9 protein-coding genes are annotated in these 14468 nt (G+C 59.1%); 7 read left to right on the forward strand and 2 right to left on the reverse strand.

Going from position 1 to position 14468, the window contains the following annotated elements:
• Window positions 1–112 precede the first annotated feature (112 nt).
• Window positions 113–1393, forward strand: coding sequence for an ABC1 kinase family protein (locus BLU07_RS01875; protein WP_092383584.1), 1281 nt, complete (start codon window positions 113–115; stop codon window positions 1391–1393).
• On the opposite strand, the gene BLU07_RS01880 is transcribed toward BLU07_RS01875, so the two are convergent.
• Window positions 1390–3030: a methyl-accepting chemotaxis protein gene (locus BLU07_RS01880; RefSeq protein WP_092383586.1), complete on the reverse strand. Its 1641-nt coding sequence runs from the start codon at window positions 3028–3030 to the stop codon at window positions 1390–1392. The two genes, BLU07_RS01875 and BLU07_RS01880, sit on opposite strands and share 4 nt — an antisense overlap.
• Window positions 3031–3281: 251 nt before the next feature.
• Here BLU07_RS01880 and BLU07_RS01885 point away from each other — a divergent pair, with 251 nt between their 5' ends.
• The 4 genes from BLU07_RS01885 (at window position 3282) to BLU07_RS01900 (ending at window position 10589) form a co-directional block, all read left to right on the forward strand.
• On the forward strand, window positions 3282–5927 hold the full coding sequence (locus tag BLU07_RS01885) for a sensor domain-containing protein (RefSeq protein WP_092383588.1): 2646 nt from the start codon (window positions 3282–3284) through the stop codon (window positions 5925–5927).
• Window positions 5928–6107: 180 nt separating this feature from the next.
• The gene (locus tag BLU07_RS01890) at window positions 6108–8141 is read left to right on the forward strand and encodes a sensor domain-containing diguanylate cyclase (RefSeq protein WP_092383590.1); all 2034 of its coding nucleotides are present in this window, start codon (window positions 6108–6110) and stop codon (window positions 8139–8141) included.
• Window positions 8142–8248: 107 nt separating this feature from the next.
• The gene (locus BLU07_RS01895) at window positions 8249–9427 is read left to right on the forward strand and encodes an acyl-CoA dehydrogenase family protein (protein WP_092383592.1); all 1179 of its coding nucleotides are present in this window, start codon (window positions 8249–8251) and stop codon (window positions 9425–9427) included.
• Window positions 9428–9446: 19 nt separating this feature from the next.
• Window positions 9447–10589, forward strand: coding sequence for an acyl-CoA dehydrogenase family protein (locus BLU07_RS01900; RefSeq protein ID WP_092383594.1), 1143 nt, complete (start codon window positions 9447–9449; stop codon window positions 10587–10589).
• A 102-nt stretch (window positions 10590–10691) separates the two neighbouring features.
• Here the strand turns inward: BLU07_RS01900 and BLU07_RS01905 are convergent, their stop codons facing one another.
• Window positions 10692–13202, reverse strand: a complete 2511-nt coding sequence (locus BLU07_RS01905; RefSeq protein WP_092383596.1) for a bifunctional diguanylate cyclase/phosphodiesterase — start codon at window positions 13200–13202, stop codon at window positions 10692–10694.
• A gap of 162 nt (window positions 13203–13364) precedes the next feature.
• On the opposite strand from BLU07_RS01905, the gene BLU07_RS01910 reads away from it, so the two are divergent.
• Together BLU07_RS01910 and BLU07_RS01915 are read left to right on the forward strand one after the other, a co-directional pair.
• Window positions 13365–13730 carry a CidA/LrgA family protein gene (locus BLU07_RS01910; RefSeq protein WP_092383598.1) on the forward strand — a complete coding sequence of 122 codons (366 nt, stop codon included), beginning with the start codon at window positions 13365–13367 and terminating at the stop codon, window positions 13728–13730.
• Entirely contained in the window at window positions 13723–14448 is a 726-nt protein-coding gene (locus BLU07_RS01915; protein WP_092383600.1) for an LrgB family protein, read from the forward strand. Before BLU07_RS01910 ends, BLU07_RS01915 begins: the two co-directional genes overlap by 8 nt.
• Window positions 14449–14468: the final 20 nt, after the last annotated feature.

Here is a 14468-nt window from a genome sequence, read left to right on the forward strand (position 1 = left end):
TCGACTCAATTGCTGGCACCAGCGCGGTCGTCATTTTTTCTTACCATTGGCATTTGTCGTCTGCGTCAGGGCTACGCATGCTGTGTGTCACCAAATCCTGAGCCTGACAAGCATGCCTGTATCGCGCAAGACACCCCGTCGTTCGGCCCTTGGCCGTTTCTGGCAGCTTGGCACCACCAGTGCACGGGTGGCCGGTGGTGTGTTGCGCCAGCGCATCTTGCCGGGGCATAAGGCGATGGACTGGCAGCCGACTGCTGATCTGTTGCGTGATGCCTTGGGGGATATGAAGGGGCCGGTACTCAAGCTGGGGCAGATGGCGGCGCAGTGGGAGTCAGTCTTGCCGGCACCGATTTGTCAGGCCCTCAGTCATCTGCAATCGCAGGTGCCGTCCTTGCCATTTACGGCGTTCGAGCAGGTGCTGGATGACGCCTATGCTGGCGGCTGGTGCGAGCATTTTTCCCGGATAGCCCCCGAGCCCTTCGCCGCTGCATCACTGGGGCAGGTACATCGGGCGCAAACAGCTGATGGCCAGGCGGTCATCATCAAGCTGCAATACCCGGGCATGGCAGATATCTGCCGGGCTGATCTGCAACAGTTACGCCGGCTGTTGCCATTGGGTCGCTTGCTGCGCGCGCCGGCGAAGGCGCTGGAGCAGGTCTACCAGGAGCTGGCGCGGGCGGTGCGCGCCGAGCTGGATTATGCCCGCGAGCTGGAGACCCTGCAGCGTTATGCGCAGCACTTTCAGGCTGCGCCCGGTGTGCTTATTCCCCAGCCGGTATCGGCGCTTTGCCGGCCGGGTATTCTGGTTATGCAGGAAGTCCGTGGTGCGCCGCTGGCAACCAGTGGTTCGGCACCCTTGCCAGTGCGTCAGTTGCTCGCAGAGCGTCTGATCGACTGGCTTTGTTCGCAAGTTGTCGAGCTGGGGCTGCTGCATGTCGATCCGCATCCGGGCAATTTTGCCTGGACGCCCGAGGGCGAGCTGATTGTCTACGACTTCGGTGCCGTCCATGCGCTCCCGGCCCGCTTGTTGAATGCCTATGTGGCCAGTTTCCGGGCCTTGCAGGCGGGTGACCCCCATCGACTGGAAGCGGCCTTTCAGCAACTGGGCGCGCGCCAGGCCACGAGCCCGGTGCCCTGGTCCTTTTATCGTGAGCTGTCGGCCCTGTTGCAGCCGCAGCTGCAGCCAGGCGCAACCTGGGATTTCGCTGCAGCGCCGCTGCACCAGCAACTGACGCGCATCATTCCGGAAGGTTTTGCCGCTCTGGGCAGTTTGCAGCCGGCGGCTGACACCTTGCTGGTCAATCGCGCGCTGGAAGGGCATTACTGGAACCTGCAGCGCCTGGCAGTGCCGGTCAGGCTGGCTGACCGGCTGGATGCTGCGCTGGCTGACTAGCTGATTTTGAAAAAGTTGACCTTGTGTTCCAGTTGATCAGCCAGGGTGCTCAGTTCACGGCTGGAAGCGGCAACCTGATCGGAGCCGGCCGAGCTTTCCAGCGTGGATTGATGTATCCGGCTGATATTGCGATTGACCTCTTCGGCCACCGCACTTTGTTCTTCTGCCGCGCTGGCAATTTGTGCGTTGAGGTCGTTGATGGCGCCTACTTCACGGCGAATGGTATCCAGCGCGGTTTCGGCTTCCCGTGTCTTGGTCACGGTTTGCTGGGCCAGTTCACGGCTGGTATGCATTACTTCGCTGGCGGCACTGGAGCCGGTTTGCAGGCGACCGATCATCTGCTGGATTTCGCTGGTTGACTGCTGTGTGCGAGTGGCCAGCGAGCGCACCTCGTCAGCAACCACGGCAAAGCCTCGGCCATGTTCGCCAGCACGGGCAGCTTCAATCGCAGCGTTCAATGCCAGCAAGTTGGTCTGTTCGGCGATGGCGTTGATCACATCAATGATCTTGCCGATTTCGACGCTATCCGCCGAGACTTTCTGCACCGATTCAGTGGCTTGTTCGAGAGTATCGGCCAATTGCTGGATAGCCAGAGCGGTATCCTGTACGACCCGGTTGCCGTTGCCGGCTTCGCTATCGGCATTGCGTGTGGCGCTGGCGGCATTGGCGGCGTAGCCGGCAACTTCATTGACGGTGGCGGCCATTTGTTCGACGGCGGTAGCCATTTGCTCTGCTTCACGGGATTGCAAGCGAATTTGCTGGTTGTTGTTGTCAGAGGTACTGCTCAACTCCAGTGATGCCTGGTTCAACCCGCGTACTGCCTGGTTGACTTCGCGGATGGTGCCGGACAGGTGTTTGTTCAGGCTTTGCAATTCGGCCATTACGCTTTTGTGGTAACGGGTATCGATGCGCTGGTCCAGCTCACCGTCTGCCAGGCGACGGATGATGTCGGCAACCGCATCCGGTTCGGCGCCCAGTACCGACTTCAGCCAGCGAATGATCAACACGCAGACGATAACACTGACAATAATGGCCAGCAGGGTAATGCCGAGCATGAACCATTGAAATCCGGAGGCTGTCTCCTGTACAGCTTGAATATCAGTACTGATCAGCGCTTCCTGATGATCAATATAGGCGTTGATGCGTTGCAGCCATTCGCTGTAAGCGGGTGAAACTTCTTCCAGCAACAGCGCCTGTGCCGCTGCCAGCTGACCGCGAGCCTGGAGCTGGATGACCTCGTCGGTCAATGGCAAGGTGCGAGCCTCCGTTTGCTGGATGGCGCTCAACAAACGCCGTTCTTCGGCGCTCGGGCTGTTGCGATCCAGCATCTCTTGCAGGGCGTTACCCGACTCCTGATAAAAGCCGGCCAATTGCTCAATCAGCTGCAATTGCTGGCGCACGCCGCGCGGCTCGTTGAGAAGGACCACGTCCCGAATGGCAATCGCCCGATCATGCACGCTGCCGCGAAAGTTGATCGCGTAGCGCTGTTTCTGGCTGGCGGACTGATTGACTTCCTGCAGGGTTCTATCGATAAAGTCGACGCGGTTTATGCCGATAAGGGTAATGATCAACAGCAGTGTGAGTACCAGGCTGAAACCCAGGGCAAGGCGTTGAGCGACGGTCAGACGAGTGCGCATAGGGGTGTCCTTGTAATTGCAAAATGATTGCATATATTTGTACTAAAACTATACATGAATATATTATTTGTACAAGGCGGAAATTTGTCGCCTGTTTTACGGCGCGAATTTTCTTTATTTATTGCTCTGCTGCGCTATGCTGCAATACTGACTTAACATCACGTGACAAGTAGTGGCTCAGCGATATCACTTGCCGTCTTTGTCCCATCATTGCACGCTGCGGGCAGGTCTGCTCGCTAACGGAGAAATGGATGCCGCTTCTGGTCAGTCCTGAAGAAGGCTTCAGACAATTGGCTGCCGGTGTCGCCAGCGCGCGTGGTGATGCCGCCTTCAGTCAATTGTTGCGCGCCCTGGACAGTATCCTGCCGGCCTGTCACTGGATGATTGCCGAGTGTCAGCCGGACTATCGGCAAGCACGAAGTCTGGCTGTATTGAGCGGTGGGGAATTGCTGGACAATCGGCTGTTTGCAATTACTGCGGAACCCTATCGCCAAGCGCTGGCGCGTGGCTTTTTTCATGCTCCTGACGGTCTGCAGGAGAGCCTGCCGGACGATCCATTGCGCCAAGACTTTGCTGCTTGCAGTTGCGTTGCCCTGGCTCTGGGCAGTGACGGCCATAAGGGCGCCGGCCTGTTGGTCGGCTGGCACGATCAGCCCATGACGCTTGGTGCGCTTGAGCGTGAAGCTTTGCAGATTGCCGTCAGCCAGGCCAGTGTGGAGCTGTCACGGCGTCAGGCCGTCAGTGTCGCGCAGCATAATGAACACCGATTGCACGCCTTGATGAGTCATCTTCCGGGAATGGTGTATCGCTGTCAGCATGATGCTGACTGGACCATGGATTTTGTCAGTCAGGGCGCTTATCAGTTGACGGGCTACCCGGTGGAACAATTGCTGCAGGATACTCGCCTGGCATTTGGCCGTCTGATCCATCCGGACGACCGGGCTCGGGCCTTTGCCTGTGTCGACGAGGCAATTGCCGTACGTGCTCCCTATCAGTTGACCTATCGTTTGTTGACGGCTGATCGCGGCTACCGCTGGATGTGGGAGCAGGGGCAGGCGGTTGAGGATGCCGAGGGCGGTATTGCTTATCTCGAAGGCTTTATCTCGGATGTTACCGAACAACAGCAGGCGCAGCGCATTCAGCGTGCAGTCCTGCAGATTGCTACCGCCGTCACAGCGGCAGGCACCGATGATTATCTGCAGCGTCTGGTCGAAAAGCTGTGCGCGGTCCTGGCGTCGGATATCTGTTACATCGCTCGCCTGGTGCCGACCGGGCGTATGCAAGTACTGGCAGGGGTTGCCGAAGGTCAGGCAATGCCAATGTTTGATTATGACCCGTCTGGCCGTGCCTGCGAGCAAATTCTCAAGCAAGGCGAATTGGCCCTGAGCAGTGAGCAAGCGCTGGATCTGGACGACTTTCCCGAAGGCGCACATTTTCCCGTACATCACCTGATCGGTCGCCGGCTGGACAATGCGGCGGGCGACACGGTAGGCGTGCTGATAAGCATGCAGCGATCAACGCCTGAAGATCCCGAGTTTGCGACGTCGGTCTGTCGCATTCTGGCCAGTGGAGCGGCGGCGGAACTGGAGCGTCAGGGACATGACGTGCATATGCAGCGCCTGGCCTTCGTTGATGAGTTGACCGGGTTGCCGAACCGGGTGCGCTTTATCAACGAACTGGACAAGTACAGCGAGCAGGTGCCCAGGCCGCCCCTGGGGTTGCTGTTGATCGACCTGGCCCGGTTCAAGGAAATCAATGACAGTCTGGGGCATGAGATGGGTGACCACCTGTTGCAGGCGGTCAGTCGACGATTGCAGCAGTCCTGTTTTGCCGATGTATTTCTTGCCCGCCTGGGGGGCGATGAGTTTGCCATGCTGTTGCCGCGAAGCAGCGAGGCAAATCTGCAGCGCCAGGTCAGTGAGTTGCGTCGTCAACTGGAGCTTCCGGTACGCTTGCACGGGCATGAATTCAGTCTGGAAGCCAACCTTGGCGCGGTGCTTTGTCGAGGTGACAGTAACTGGCAGCAGGGGCTATTGCAGCAGGCAAGCATTGCCCTGCATCACGCGAAAACCAGTGGCAACGGTTTTTGCCTGTTCAGTCGAGAACTGGGCGACCTGGTCAATCGCAAACATCGGATGCTGGAAAAGCTCCTTGAGGCACTGGCGCAGAATCGCCTGCAACTGTTTTTCCAGCCGCAAATTGATTTGCAGAACGGCCGTCTGTGTGGTGCAGAAGCCTTGTGCCGGTGGCAAGACGCAGAATGGGGTTGGGTCAGTCCGGCGGAGTTTATCGTGCTTGCCGAAGAGCGCGGCCTGATGCGCCAGTTAGGCGACTGGGTACTGCGAGCGGCCTGCCGGCAATTGCTGGCGTGGCAGCAGGCCGGCCAAGTGCTCCCTGGGCGCTTGTCTCTCAACCTGTCAGCGCAACAGCTGGAAACGCCTGATCTGGCCAGCCATATTCGCAGTTGTTGTCATCCGCTGGATCCCTCTTTGCTGAATCTGGAGCTGACCGAAAGTGCGCTGGTGCGTGATCCTGATCAGGCAGTGTTGATTACCCGATCGCTGCGCGAAGCAGGTTTCCAGTTGGCAATTGATGACTTTGGCACTGGCTATTCGTCGCTCAGCTATCTCAAGCGCTTCGCCGCCGATACGCTGAAGATTGATATGTCCTTTGTGCGCGACATGCTGGTCGACAGTCATGATCGGGCAATTGTCGAGACCATTATTGCCATGGCTCGTGCACTGGGAATGCGTACTACTGCCGAAGGGGTCGAGCAGGCCGAGCAGGCTACGCTGTTGAAAAGCATGGGCTGCGATGAGGCCCAGGGCTATTATTACGGTCATGCTCTCGATGCAGACGACTTTACCCGGCAATGGTTGGACACTTCGACGGTCTGACAATGTCAGGCGCTATGGGAATTGCGTCGTGGCCCACCTGGAATCATCTACACTCTACCTTGTATTCGCTGCTGAGCGTCTGCCTGTGCAGGTGCAGGGACAAGTTGTCGAAAGAGATATCCGCTATAGCGGTATCCACCGAGTGTGATCACGGTTGCTCAGGCAACCAGAGGAAGCGCAATGCCGCTCATTACCGACCCGTCCTGGCAGTCTGACGAGGTGCCCGCCATCCAGCCGGTAGGCTGGGCGCTGGTGCTGGACAATGAGGCGCGCCAGGTCTTGCAGGTCAGCGCCAATTTACCCGAGTTTTTACCATTTAGCGTCGATCAGGCCCTGCTGTCAGGTGCGGAGGCTTTGCTTGGCCGTGGTCTGCTGCGCCGTGTGCACTCCGGTTTGCAGGGCCGTCCGCGCCTGGCCAGTGCGCTGAAATCCAGCCGTCAGGCGCAGGGTCGTACCGTGCGCTTCCAGGTCATGGCCTATCGCAGTGGTGACAATATCGTTGTTGAGTTCGAACCCTTGCCTCAGGTGGGAGGGCGGCGGTTGCTTTCCGAGGTCAATCATTGTCTGTTGCGTTTGGCTGCGGCTGATCAGCCAGGTCAGTTACTTGAAGAACTGGTCGCCAGCATGCAGTCGCTGACCGGCTATGCACGGGTACTGGTCTATCAGTTTGGCGATGACTGGCATGGTCAGGTCGTGGCTGAAGCGGGTGATGGACAAATGCCCAGCGTACGGGGCTTTCGCTTTCCTGCTGAGGAAATTCCGGAGCAGGCCCGGCGGCGCTATTGGCGTCATCCGCTGCGCACCATTCATGATGAGGCTGCTACGGCTGTGCCATTGGTCAGCCAGGTTACGGCGCTGACGCCTGTCGATTTGTCACTGGGCAATTTGCGCGCCCTGGCGCCATCGCACCGGCGCTATATGCGAGGCCTGGGCGTGCGCGCCTCGCTGTCGGTGGGTATTCTGGGCGAGCAAGCCTTGTGGGGCCTGGTGTCCTGTCACAACCCGCAGCCACTGTACCTGTCGCCAGCCATCCGCGATGCGGCAAGGGCGCTGGTGCAAATGGCCACGCAACGGATGTTCTTGCTGCAGGCGCGCACGGAGTCACGTTACCTGCAGCGCGTGATTGACAGTCGGCAACTGATTTCAAAGGAACACGGTGGTTTGGTGGAGCCAGCGCAGTTGTTGCGCCGGCATGGGGCGGAATGGCTGGAACTCTTCCGGGCCGAAGGCTGTGCTCTGGTCATTCAGCAGCAAGCCCTGCGTCTGGGGCAGTTACCCGGCCAGGTGGCACTCTTGCACCTGACCCGCTGGCTGGAAACCGAGCATCCACAAGCCAGTGCCTGGAGTACCAGCAGTCTGGGGCTCGAGGGGCCGCAGGGTGTTGATTGCTGTCCCGGGTACTCCGGCTTGTTGGCGGTCAAGGTCCCCTTGTCGCGACAGCCGGGCTGGTTGCTGCTGTTTCGTGCCGAACGGATTGACCGCCAGCACTGGGCTGGTCCGCAGGAACTGGTGCCGGTGCAGGACGCCGTCACCGATATTCAGCCCTTGCCTGAGGGCCCTTTTGTTGCCTGGCAAGTCGAGTTGCGTCAACACAGTCTGCGCTGGTTGGCGATCGAGGAGCAGGCGGCCCAAGACCTGGCGGAAGATCTGGCCGTATCGGTCTCGGTGCAGGAAGTGGAGCAGTTGATGACCCAGTTGCAGCGTGCCAACGAGCAACTGGAAACCCTGGCGCATACGGACCCCTTGACCAGAATATGGAACCGCTACCGTATCGAGCAGGCCATCGATGCTGAGATCAGTGCCGGCGAGCGTTATGGGCGGGCCTTCTCGTTGCTGCTGTTTGATATTGATAACTTCAAGGCGGTGAATGATACCCATGGCCATGAACTGGGTGATCAGGTGTTGGCGAAAATGGCTGAAGTGGTCATGGGGGCCTTGCGCAGCTCCGATCTCTTTGGTCGTTGGGGTGGCGAGGAATTTATTGTGCTGGCGGTTGAAACCGGAGCTGCCGATGCCGGGCTGCTGGCTGAACGCCTGCGAGTCGCGGTGGCCGAGACGTCTTTTCCGCCATTGGCGCAGGTAACCATCAGTGTTGGCGCGGCGCGTTGGCAGTCGGGGGAAACCCGCAAGCAGCTGATTGCACGTGCGGATCAGGCGATGTATCAGGCCAAGCAGGCGGGCCGCAACCAGACGGTATTGGCCCGCGCTGACTGACCATACCGCTGACTAATGGGTCATCATTTGTCATATTAAACTCGCTGCCGTCAGGACGCAGAGCAGGTATCTTGATTGCCTGACATGCCCCTGATGGAGGATTTTGTGTGAGTGATCTGACTGCTTTTCGCCAGGACGTACGGGCCTGGCTGGAAGACAACTGTCCATTGAGTATGCGTGAGCCGGCTACCAGTGATGCCGATTTCTGCTGGGGTGGGCGCAACTTCCAGTTCCAGAGTGCCGATCAGAAGTTGTGGCTTGAACGCATGGCCGAGCGCGGCTGGACCGCACCGGACTGGCCGACCGAGTACGGCGGTGGTGGCTTGAGCCGGGCGGAAACCAAGGTGTTGCAGGAAGAAATGGCGCGCATCAAGGCACGTGCGCCGTTGTCCAGCTTTGGTGTCTGGATGATCGGCCCGGCGATTCTCAAGTTCGGCTCGGAGGAGCTCAAGCGTCAGCATCTGCCTCCGATCATTCGCGGTGAGATTCGCTGGTGTCAGGGCTATAGCGAACCCGGTGCCGGTTCTGACCTGGCCGGCCTGCAGACCAAGGCCGAAGATCAGGGCGATCACTTTATCGTCAATGGCCAGAAAATCTGGACCTCCTATGCCGACAAAGCTGACTGGATGTTCTGTCTGGTGCGCACCAATACCGAAGCCAAGAAGCAACTGGGTATCAGTCTGGTGCTCTTTGACATGACCACGCCAGGTGTCTCGACCCGCCCGATCAAGCTGATTTCCGGCAGCTCGCCCTTCTGCGAGACCTTCCTCGATAACGTCAAGGTCGAGAAAAGCCAGGTGGTCGGTGAGATCAACGCCGGCTGGACCATCGCCAAGTATCTGCTGACCCATGAGCGGGAAATGATTGGTGGCATGGGCCGCACGGCGGCTGGTCAGAAAACCCTGTCACAGATTGCCGTCGAAGCCGTCGGGTTGGAGCAGGGCAGGTTGGCAGATGGCTATCTGCGCAGCGAATTGACGCGCTGGGATCTTGATTCAGAAGCCTTTGCCCTGACCGCGGAGCGCGTGCTGGACGAGGCCAAGGCCGGGCAGGGCGTTGGTGCGGCCTCGGCGGTGCTCAAGTATTACGGTACCGAGCTGAACAAGCGCCGCCAGGAGCTGTTGATTGCCCTGCATGGTAGCGATGCCATGATCTGGGACGGTGAAGCCAGCAACAACGGCGCCATGCCGCGTGCCTGGCTGCGCTCCAAGGGCAACTCGATCGAGGGCGGCACCTCGGAAATCCAGCTCAACGTTATCGCCCGCAATATTCTCGGGCTGCAGTGAACCGAATCGAGGACAGACCATGAGCGCTTTGGTACTCAACGATGAACAACAGATGCTCAAGGATGCCGCCAAGGGCTTCCTGAGCGAACAGGCACCGGTCAGCCAGTTGCGCCAACTGCGCGACAGTCAGGACGAGACCGGTTTTTCCCGTGACCTGTGGCAGCAGATGGTAGAGATGGGCCTGGTGGGCACCCTGATTCCGGAGGCCTTCGGTGGTTCACAGTTTGGCCAGGTAGGTATGGGCCAGATCAGCGAACAGGCGGGGCGCAATCTCAGCGTGTCGCCCCTGCTGTCGACCGCGATTGTCGGTGTCAGCAGCCTGTTGCTGGCCGGCTCCGAACAGCAGCAAGCAGCGGTGCTACCGGACATTGCCGCCGGCAAACTGATCACTGCCTTGGCGATGGATGAAGTCGCCCGGCACAATCCGCGTCAGGTCGGCACCCGGCTGGAGCAAGACGGTGATGGCTGGTTGCTCAACGGCTGCAAGAAATGTGTCGTCGACGGCCATGTGGCGGATCATTTCATTGTGACGGCGCGCAGCAGTGGTGACACCGATGCGGCCGAGGGCATCAGCCTGTTGTTGGTGGATGCCAGCCTGCCGGGGATTCAGGTTGAACGCACCAGCATGGTGGATAGCCGCAATGCCGCCTCAGTCAGTTTTGATCAGGTCAAACTGCCGGCGACTGTCTTGCTGGGCAGGGTGGGTGAAGGCTTTGCCGCGCTGGAGCTGATTCTTGATGTAGCTAATGCGCAACTGGCCGCCGAACTGCTGGGCATCGCGGAAGAGTCCTTCAGCCGCACGGTCAGTTATCTGCAGGAACGCAAACAGTTCGGCGTGACGCTGGGCTCCTTCCAGGCGCTGCAGCATCGCTGTGCGCACCTGTTCAGTGAGATTGAACTGGTCAAATCAGTCGTACTCAAGGCGCTGCAATCGTTGGATGAGGGCGCCGAGGATGCTGCTCAACGGGTCAGTCTGGCCAAGGCCAAGGCCTGTGAAGTCGCTGAGCTGGCAACCAATGAAGGCGTCCAGCTGCACGGCGGTATGGGCATGACCGATGAGTTTGATATTGGCCTGTTCATGAAACGTGCGCGTATGGCGCAGCAATTGTTCGGCGATTATCGCTATCATGCCGACCGCTTTGCCCGCTTGCGCGGCTACTGACGCCTGGCTTCTCTTCGGCCGGGGTGGCATTCGTCTCCTGGCCAGAGAGAAGCAAGCCTTGCTGCAAGCCGCGGCAGAACGCAAGCCTGACTGGCTTTCGCCTTATGCCATTTGCTGCAGATACCTTGTGCAGGCATCAGCTGGCTGCGGCTTGCCCCAGATAAATCCCTGTATCTGGCCACATCCTAGCTCGCTGAGAACCTTCAGCTGACTGGGCGTCTCTACCCCTTCTGCCAGCGTGTCGACGGACAGGTTGTGCGCCAGCTGGATAATGCTGCGCAACATCTCCAGGCTGCTGTTGTCGGTGTCCACATATTCAATGAAACTGCGGTCAATCTTCAGGGTATCCACCGGGAAATGTCGCAGCTGAGCCAGTGAAGAGAAGCCGGTACCAAAGTCATCAATAGCCAGCCGTACTCCCAGATCATGCAGGACCTTCAGTTGCTGGCTGGCATGGACGGGGTTTTCCATGGCAACTCCTTCGGTCAGTTCAAGCTCCAGACAGCCTGGTTGGAGCTGATGGGCATGCAATGCAGCCGCCAGCCGGACGACGAGTTCCATCCTGCGGAACTGAACAGCAGAAATATTGATGGCCAGGCGTAAATCGCTGTGCCCATCCTGCTGCCAGCTAGCCAGTTGCTGCAAGCCGGTAGCAATGACCCACTCACCGAGCTGAATGATTTGCCCGCTACTTTCCGCGATGGGAATGAATTCGCTGGGCGAAATTGTGCCCAACTCCGGATGTTGCCAGCGCAGCAGGGCCTCAAAGCCGACCAGGCGTTGCTCGGGCAGCAGCCACTGTGGCTGATAATGCAGGCTCAGTTCGTTACGCTCAATGGCTCCACGCAAGGCATTTTCCAGCGTCAGTGAGCGGCTCATGCGTTCTTGCAGGTTGCTGGTGAAAAAATGCATCTCATTGCGCCCCAGAGCCTTGGCCTGGTACATCGCTGCATCAGCATGCTGCATCAGGTTGCCCAGCGCTACGCCATCCATCGGGTAGATTGCAATACCGATGGATGCTGTAATGGTGGTGGTGTTATCGGCAAACTGGATTGGTTGTGCCATGCTGTCCAACAGGCGTTGGGCTACATGGGCAGCTCCGGCGGCATCGGCACCGGGCAAGGCCAGCACAAACTCGTCGCCGCCCTGGCGCGACAGGGTGTCTTCATCTCGCAGGTTGTTGCCCAGGCGCTCCGCGACGGCACATAACAGCGCATCGCCGGCAGTATGGCCGAGGGTGTCATTGATATGTTTGAAGTGGTCCAGATCGATGAACAGTATGGCCAGCGAGCTGTTTTGTCGCTGGGCCAGATGGATGGACAGGTTGACCCGCTCTTCAAACAGGGTGCGGTTGGGCAGTCCGGTCAGGCTGTCGAAATGTGCCAGTTGAATGATGCGCTCTTCCTGCGCCTTGAGCTCAGTGACATCGCGAACCAGTACTACGTGCCCGTCAGTACGCCCGTTGATCATGCGGGCAGCTGCACTCAGTTGTAGCCAAAGGCGCCGTTTTTCGCCCTGCCAGACAAAGGGCGGACTTTGGGCAAAGCCGGCTTTGCTGGCCTGCTCCAGGGCAAGTTTGCTGACATGGAGCGCCTGTGCGGGCAAGAGCGCCGCAGGTGTTTTGCCGAGCAGGCTTTCCGGGCTGAGCTGCAAGCGGCTATCGGCTGCCGGATGAAAGTTGACCACCCGCTGCTGCTGATCGAGCTCAAACAGCATATCGGGTATCGCGTCAAAGGTTGCCTGAAGTTTGGCCCGCGACTGCGCCAGTTCATTGAACGGCTTGTCTACCCCTTCAATAAAGATGCCCCGAAACAGTAACCCATAGGCAATCACCTTGAAGACATGTCCGAGCAGGTTGAAGTGATCGGTTACTGAGGCGTAAAGGGTAAAGCAGAAGCCCCCCATGGCCATGGCCAGGGAGGCAGCAAACAGCGCTGAGGCGTTGAATTTTTGCGCTAGTCGCATCAGTTGCCACAGCCGCCAGGCGGTCAGAATATGGATGCCGATCAACGCATATTCCATGCCGACTTTCAAAGGCGTCAGGCCCTGGCCCTGAATAAAGAGAGCGGGCAGGTGCTGGGGGAGACCGAGTATCAGCCCATGGACTGCCATAGTGAGCAAGAGTCCGAGGGATAACAACGTCCAGCGCCAATGGCGCTGACTGAGGGTTTGCCAGGAGGCAAAAGCCACCCAGAGCAGGCTGAGGGCCGCCACTGCGCGTGCGGCCAGCCAGAACGCAATGGCTTTTTCCGGGTCTGCCGGGGTTACGAAGTCAGGCATGCCCTGATAGGACAGCATGTGGCTGAAGTCGAGCAGGGCGACAACCAGAAAGCCGCAAGCGAGGATCAGCAGGTTATGTGTTCCCAGGCGTTTGTGGGTTGCCCAACTGACGGCAAAGATACAGGCCGCTGCCACAATAGCCAGGGTTTCCAGCAGCATGTGCAGGGGCAGATAATTGGCCTGCCCCTGGAGCCAGAGTGGTGGAGGCATCAGCATGAACAGCAGCAATACCAGCAACATGCCTGTGAGCAATAGCAGGAGTGGCAGCAGGGTTTGCCGATGGCTGATATGAACGCGTGTCAGAAGGGTGCGCGAGATGGGGGTGTGGGTCATAGCAGCAAAATGCTCGGCATGCCTTTCAGGTTGGGCCAGTTAGAAGCTTCAGTATAGTCGTGGGGGTATATGCATGACTAGCCACCTTGCGTGAGAGCCGGCAATGAGCGCCAGCTCGTGCAGTGGTATGCTTGCACTTTTGCTGTGCCGAGAGCGTGCGCCATGCTATTACGCGGTCTGACCTGGTTGATCCTGTTCCAGTTGCTGGGCACCGGATTGAATATCCTGCTATTGCCCTTTTTACCGGGTCCGATTATCGGAATGGTTCTGTTGCTGGGGTTTTTGCTGGTTCGTGGCGAGGTGCCGGTACCGGTTGAGCAGGCTGCGGGTAGCCTGCTGAGATACCTGCCCTTGATACTGGTGCCACCGGCTGTCGGGGTCATGGCCTATGGCGCTGAAATGCGCACCTTCGGTCTGGGCATCCTGCTGACTCTGGTGATTTCCTTTGCTTTGGCTCTGCCGCTCTGCGGCTGGTTGCTGCAGCGCTTTCTGGCTCGCCGAGTGGCAGCGGAGAACAGCCATGACTGAGCTGGCGCTGGCCTGGCAGGCGATTATCGAGCACCCCTGGTTCTGGCTGGGCGTGACGCTGGCGGCCTACCAGTTCGGCGTGGCCTTGTATGAGCGCAGCAAGCTGGCGATTCTGCATCCGGTACTGCTGTCGATTACCCTGATTATTGCCTTGCTCTGGTTTCTCGGGGTGAACTTTGAGTATTACCGGGCTGCGGTCAACCCGTTGCTTATCCTGCTCGGGCCGGCAACCGTGGCACTGGCCGTGCCGCTGTACCTGAACCTGCGTCGCATCCGCCAGTTTTTCTGGCCGGTGATGCTGACGCTGTTGCTGGGTGGTGGTTTTGCCACGGTCAGTACCTTGCTGCTGGCCTGGTTGTTTGGCCTCAATCCTATGCTGATTCTGACCCTGGCCCCGAAATCGGTAACTTCGCCGATTGCCATGCTGGTGGCTGAACAGATTGGTGGTGTGGCGGCACTGGCCGCGGTGTTTGTCATGCTTACCGCGATTATCGCCACCCTGATCGGACCGGGGTTGCTCAAGCTGTGCCGGATTACCCACCCGGCGGCCTGGGGCCTGGCCATGGGCATGTGCGCGCATGCAGTAGGCACGGCGCGGGCAATGGAAGAAAGTGAAGAGGCGGGGGCCTTTGCCGCCCTGGGTATGAGCCTGATGGGTATTCTGACCGCGCTGCTGTTGCCGCTCGGCGTGACGCTCTGGTTGCTCTGGGTGGGGTGAGCCCTTGCGGGCTCACCGGT

This window comes from Halopseudomonas salegens, assembly GCF_900105655.1.
In the GTDB taxonomy this organism is placed as follows: Bacteria; Pseudomonadota; Gammaproteobacteria; order Pseudomonadales; family Pseudomonadaceae; genus Halopseudomonas; species Halopseudomonas salegens.

What these genes read in the sequence shown, in the direction of transcription:
- BLU07_RS01875 (WP_092383584.1), top strand. Translation starts at nt 113, where the DNA reads ATGCCTGTATCGCGCAAGACACCCCGTCGTTCGGCCCTTGGCCGTTTC.
- BLU07_RS01880 (WP_092383586.1), bottom strand. Translation starts at nt 3,030, where the DNA reads ATGCGCACTCGTCTGACCGTCGCTCAACGCCTTGCCCTGGGTTTCAGC.
- BLU07_RS01885 (WP_092383588.1), top strand. Translation starts at nt 3,282, where the DNA reads ATGCCGCTTCTGGTCAGTCCTGAAGAAGGCTTCAGACAATTGGCTGCC.
- BLU07_RS01890 (WP_092383590.1), top strand. Translation starts at nt 6,108, where the DNA reads ATGCCGCTCATTACCGACCCGTCCTGGCAGTCTGACGAGGTGCCCGCC.
- BLU07_RS01900 (WP_092383594.1), top strand. Translation starts at nt 9,447, where the DNA reads ATGAGCGCTTTGGTACTCAACGATGAACAACAGATGCTCAAGGATGCC.
- BLU07_RS01905 (WP_092383596.1), bottom strand. Translation starts at nt 13,202, where the DNA reads ATGACCCACACCCCCATCTCGCGCACCCTTCTGACACGCGTTCATATC.
- BLU07_RS01910 (WP_092383598.1), top strand. Translation starts at nt 13,365, where the DNA reads ATGCTATTACGCGGTCTGACCTGGTTGATCCTGTTCCAGTTGCTGGGC.
- BLU07_RS01915 (WP_092383600.1), top strand. Translation starts at nt 13,723, where the DNA reads ATGACTGAGCTGGCGCTGGCCTGGCAGGCGATTATCGAGCACCCCTGG.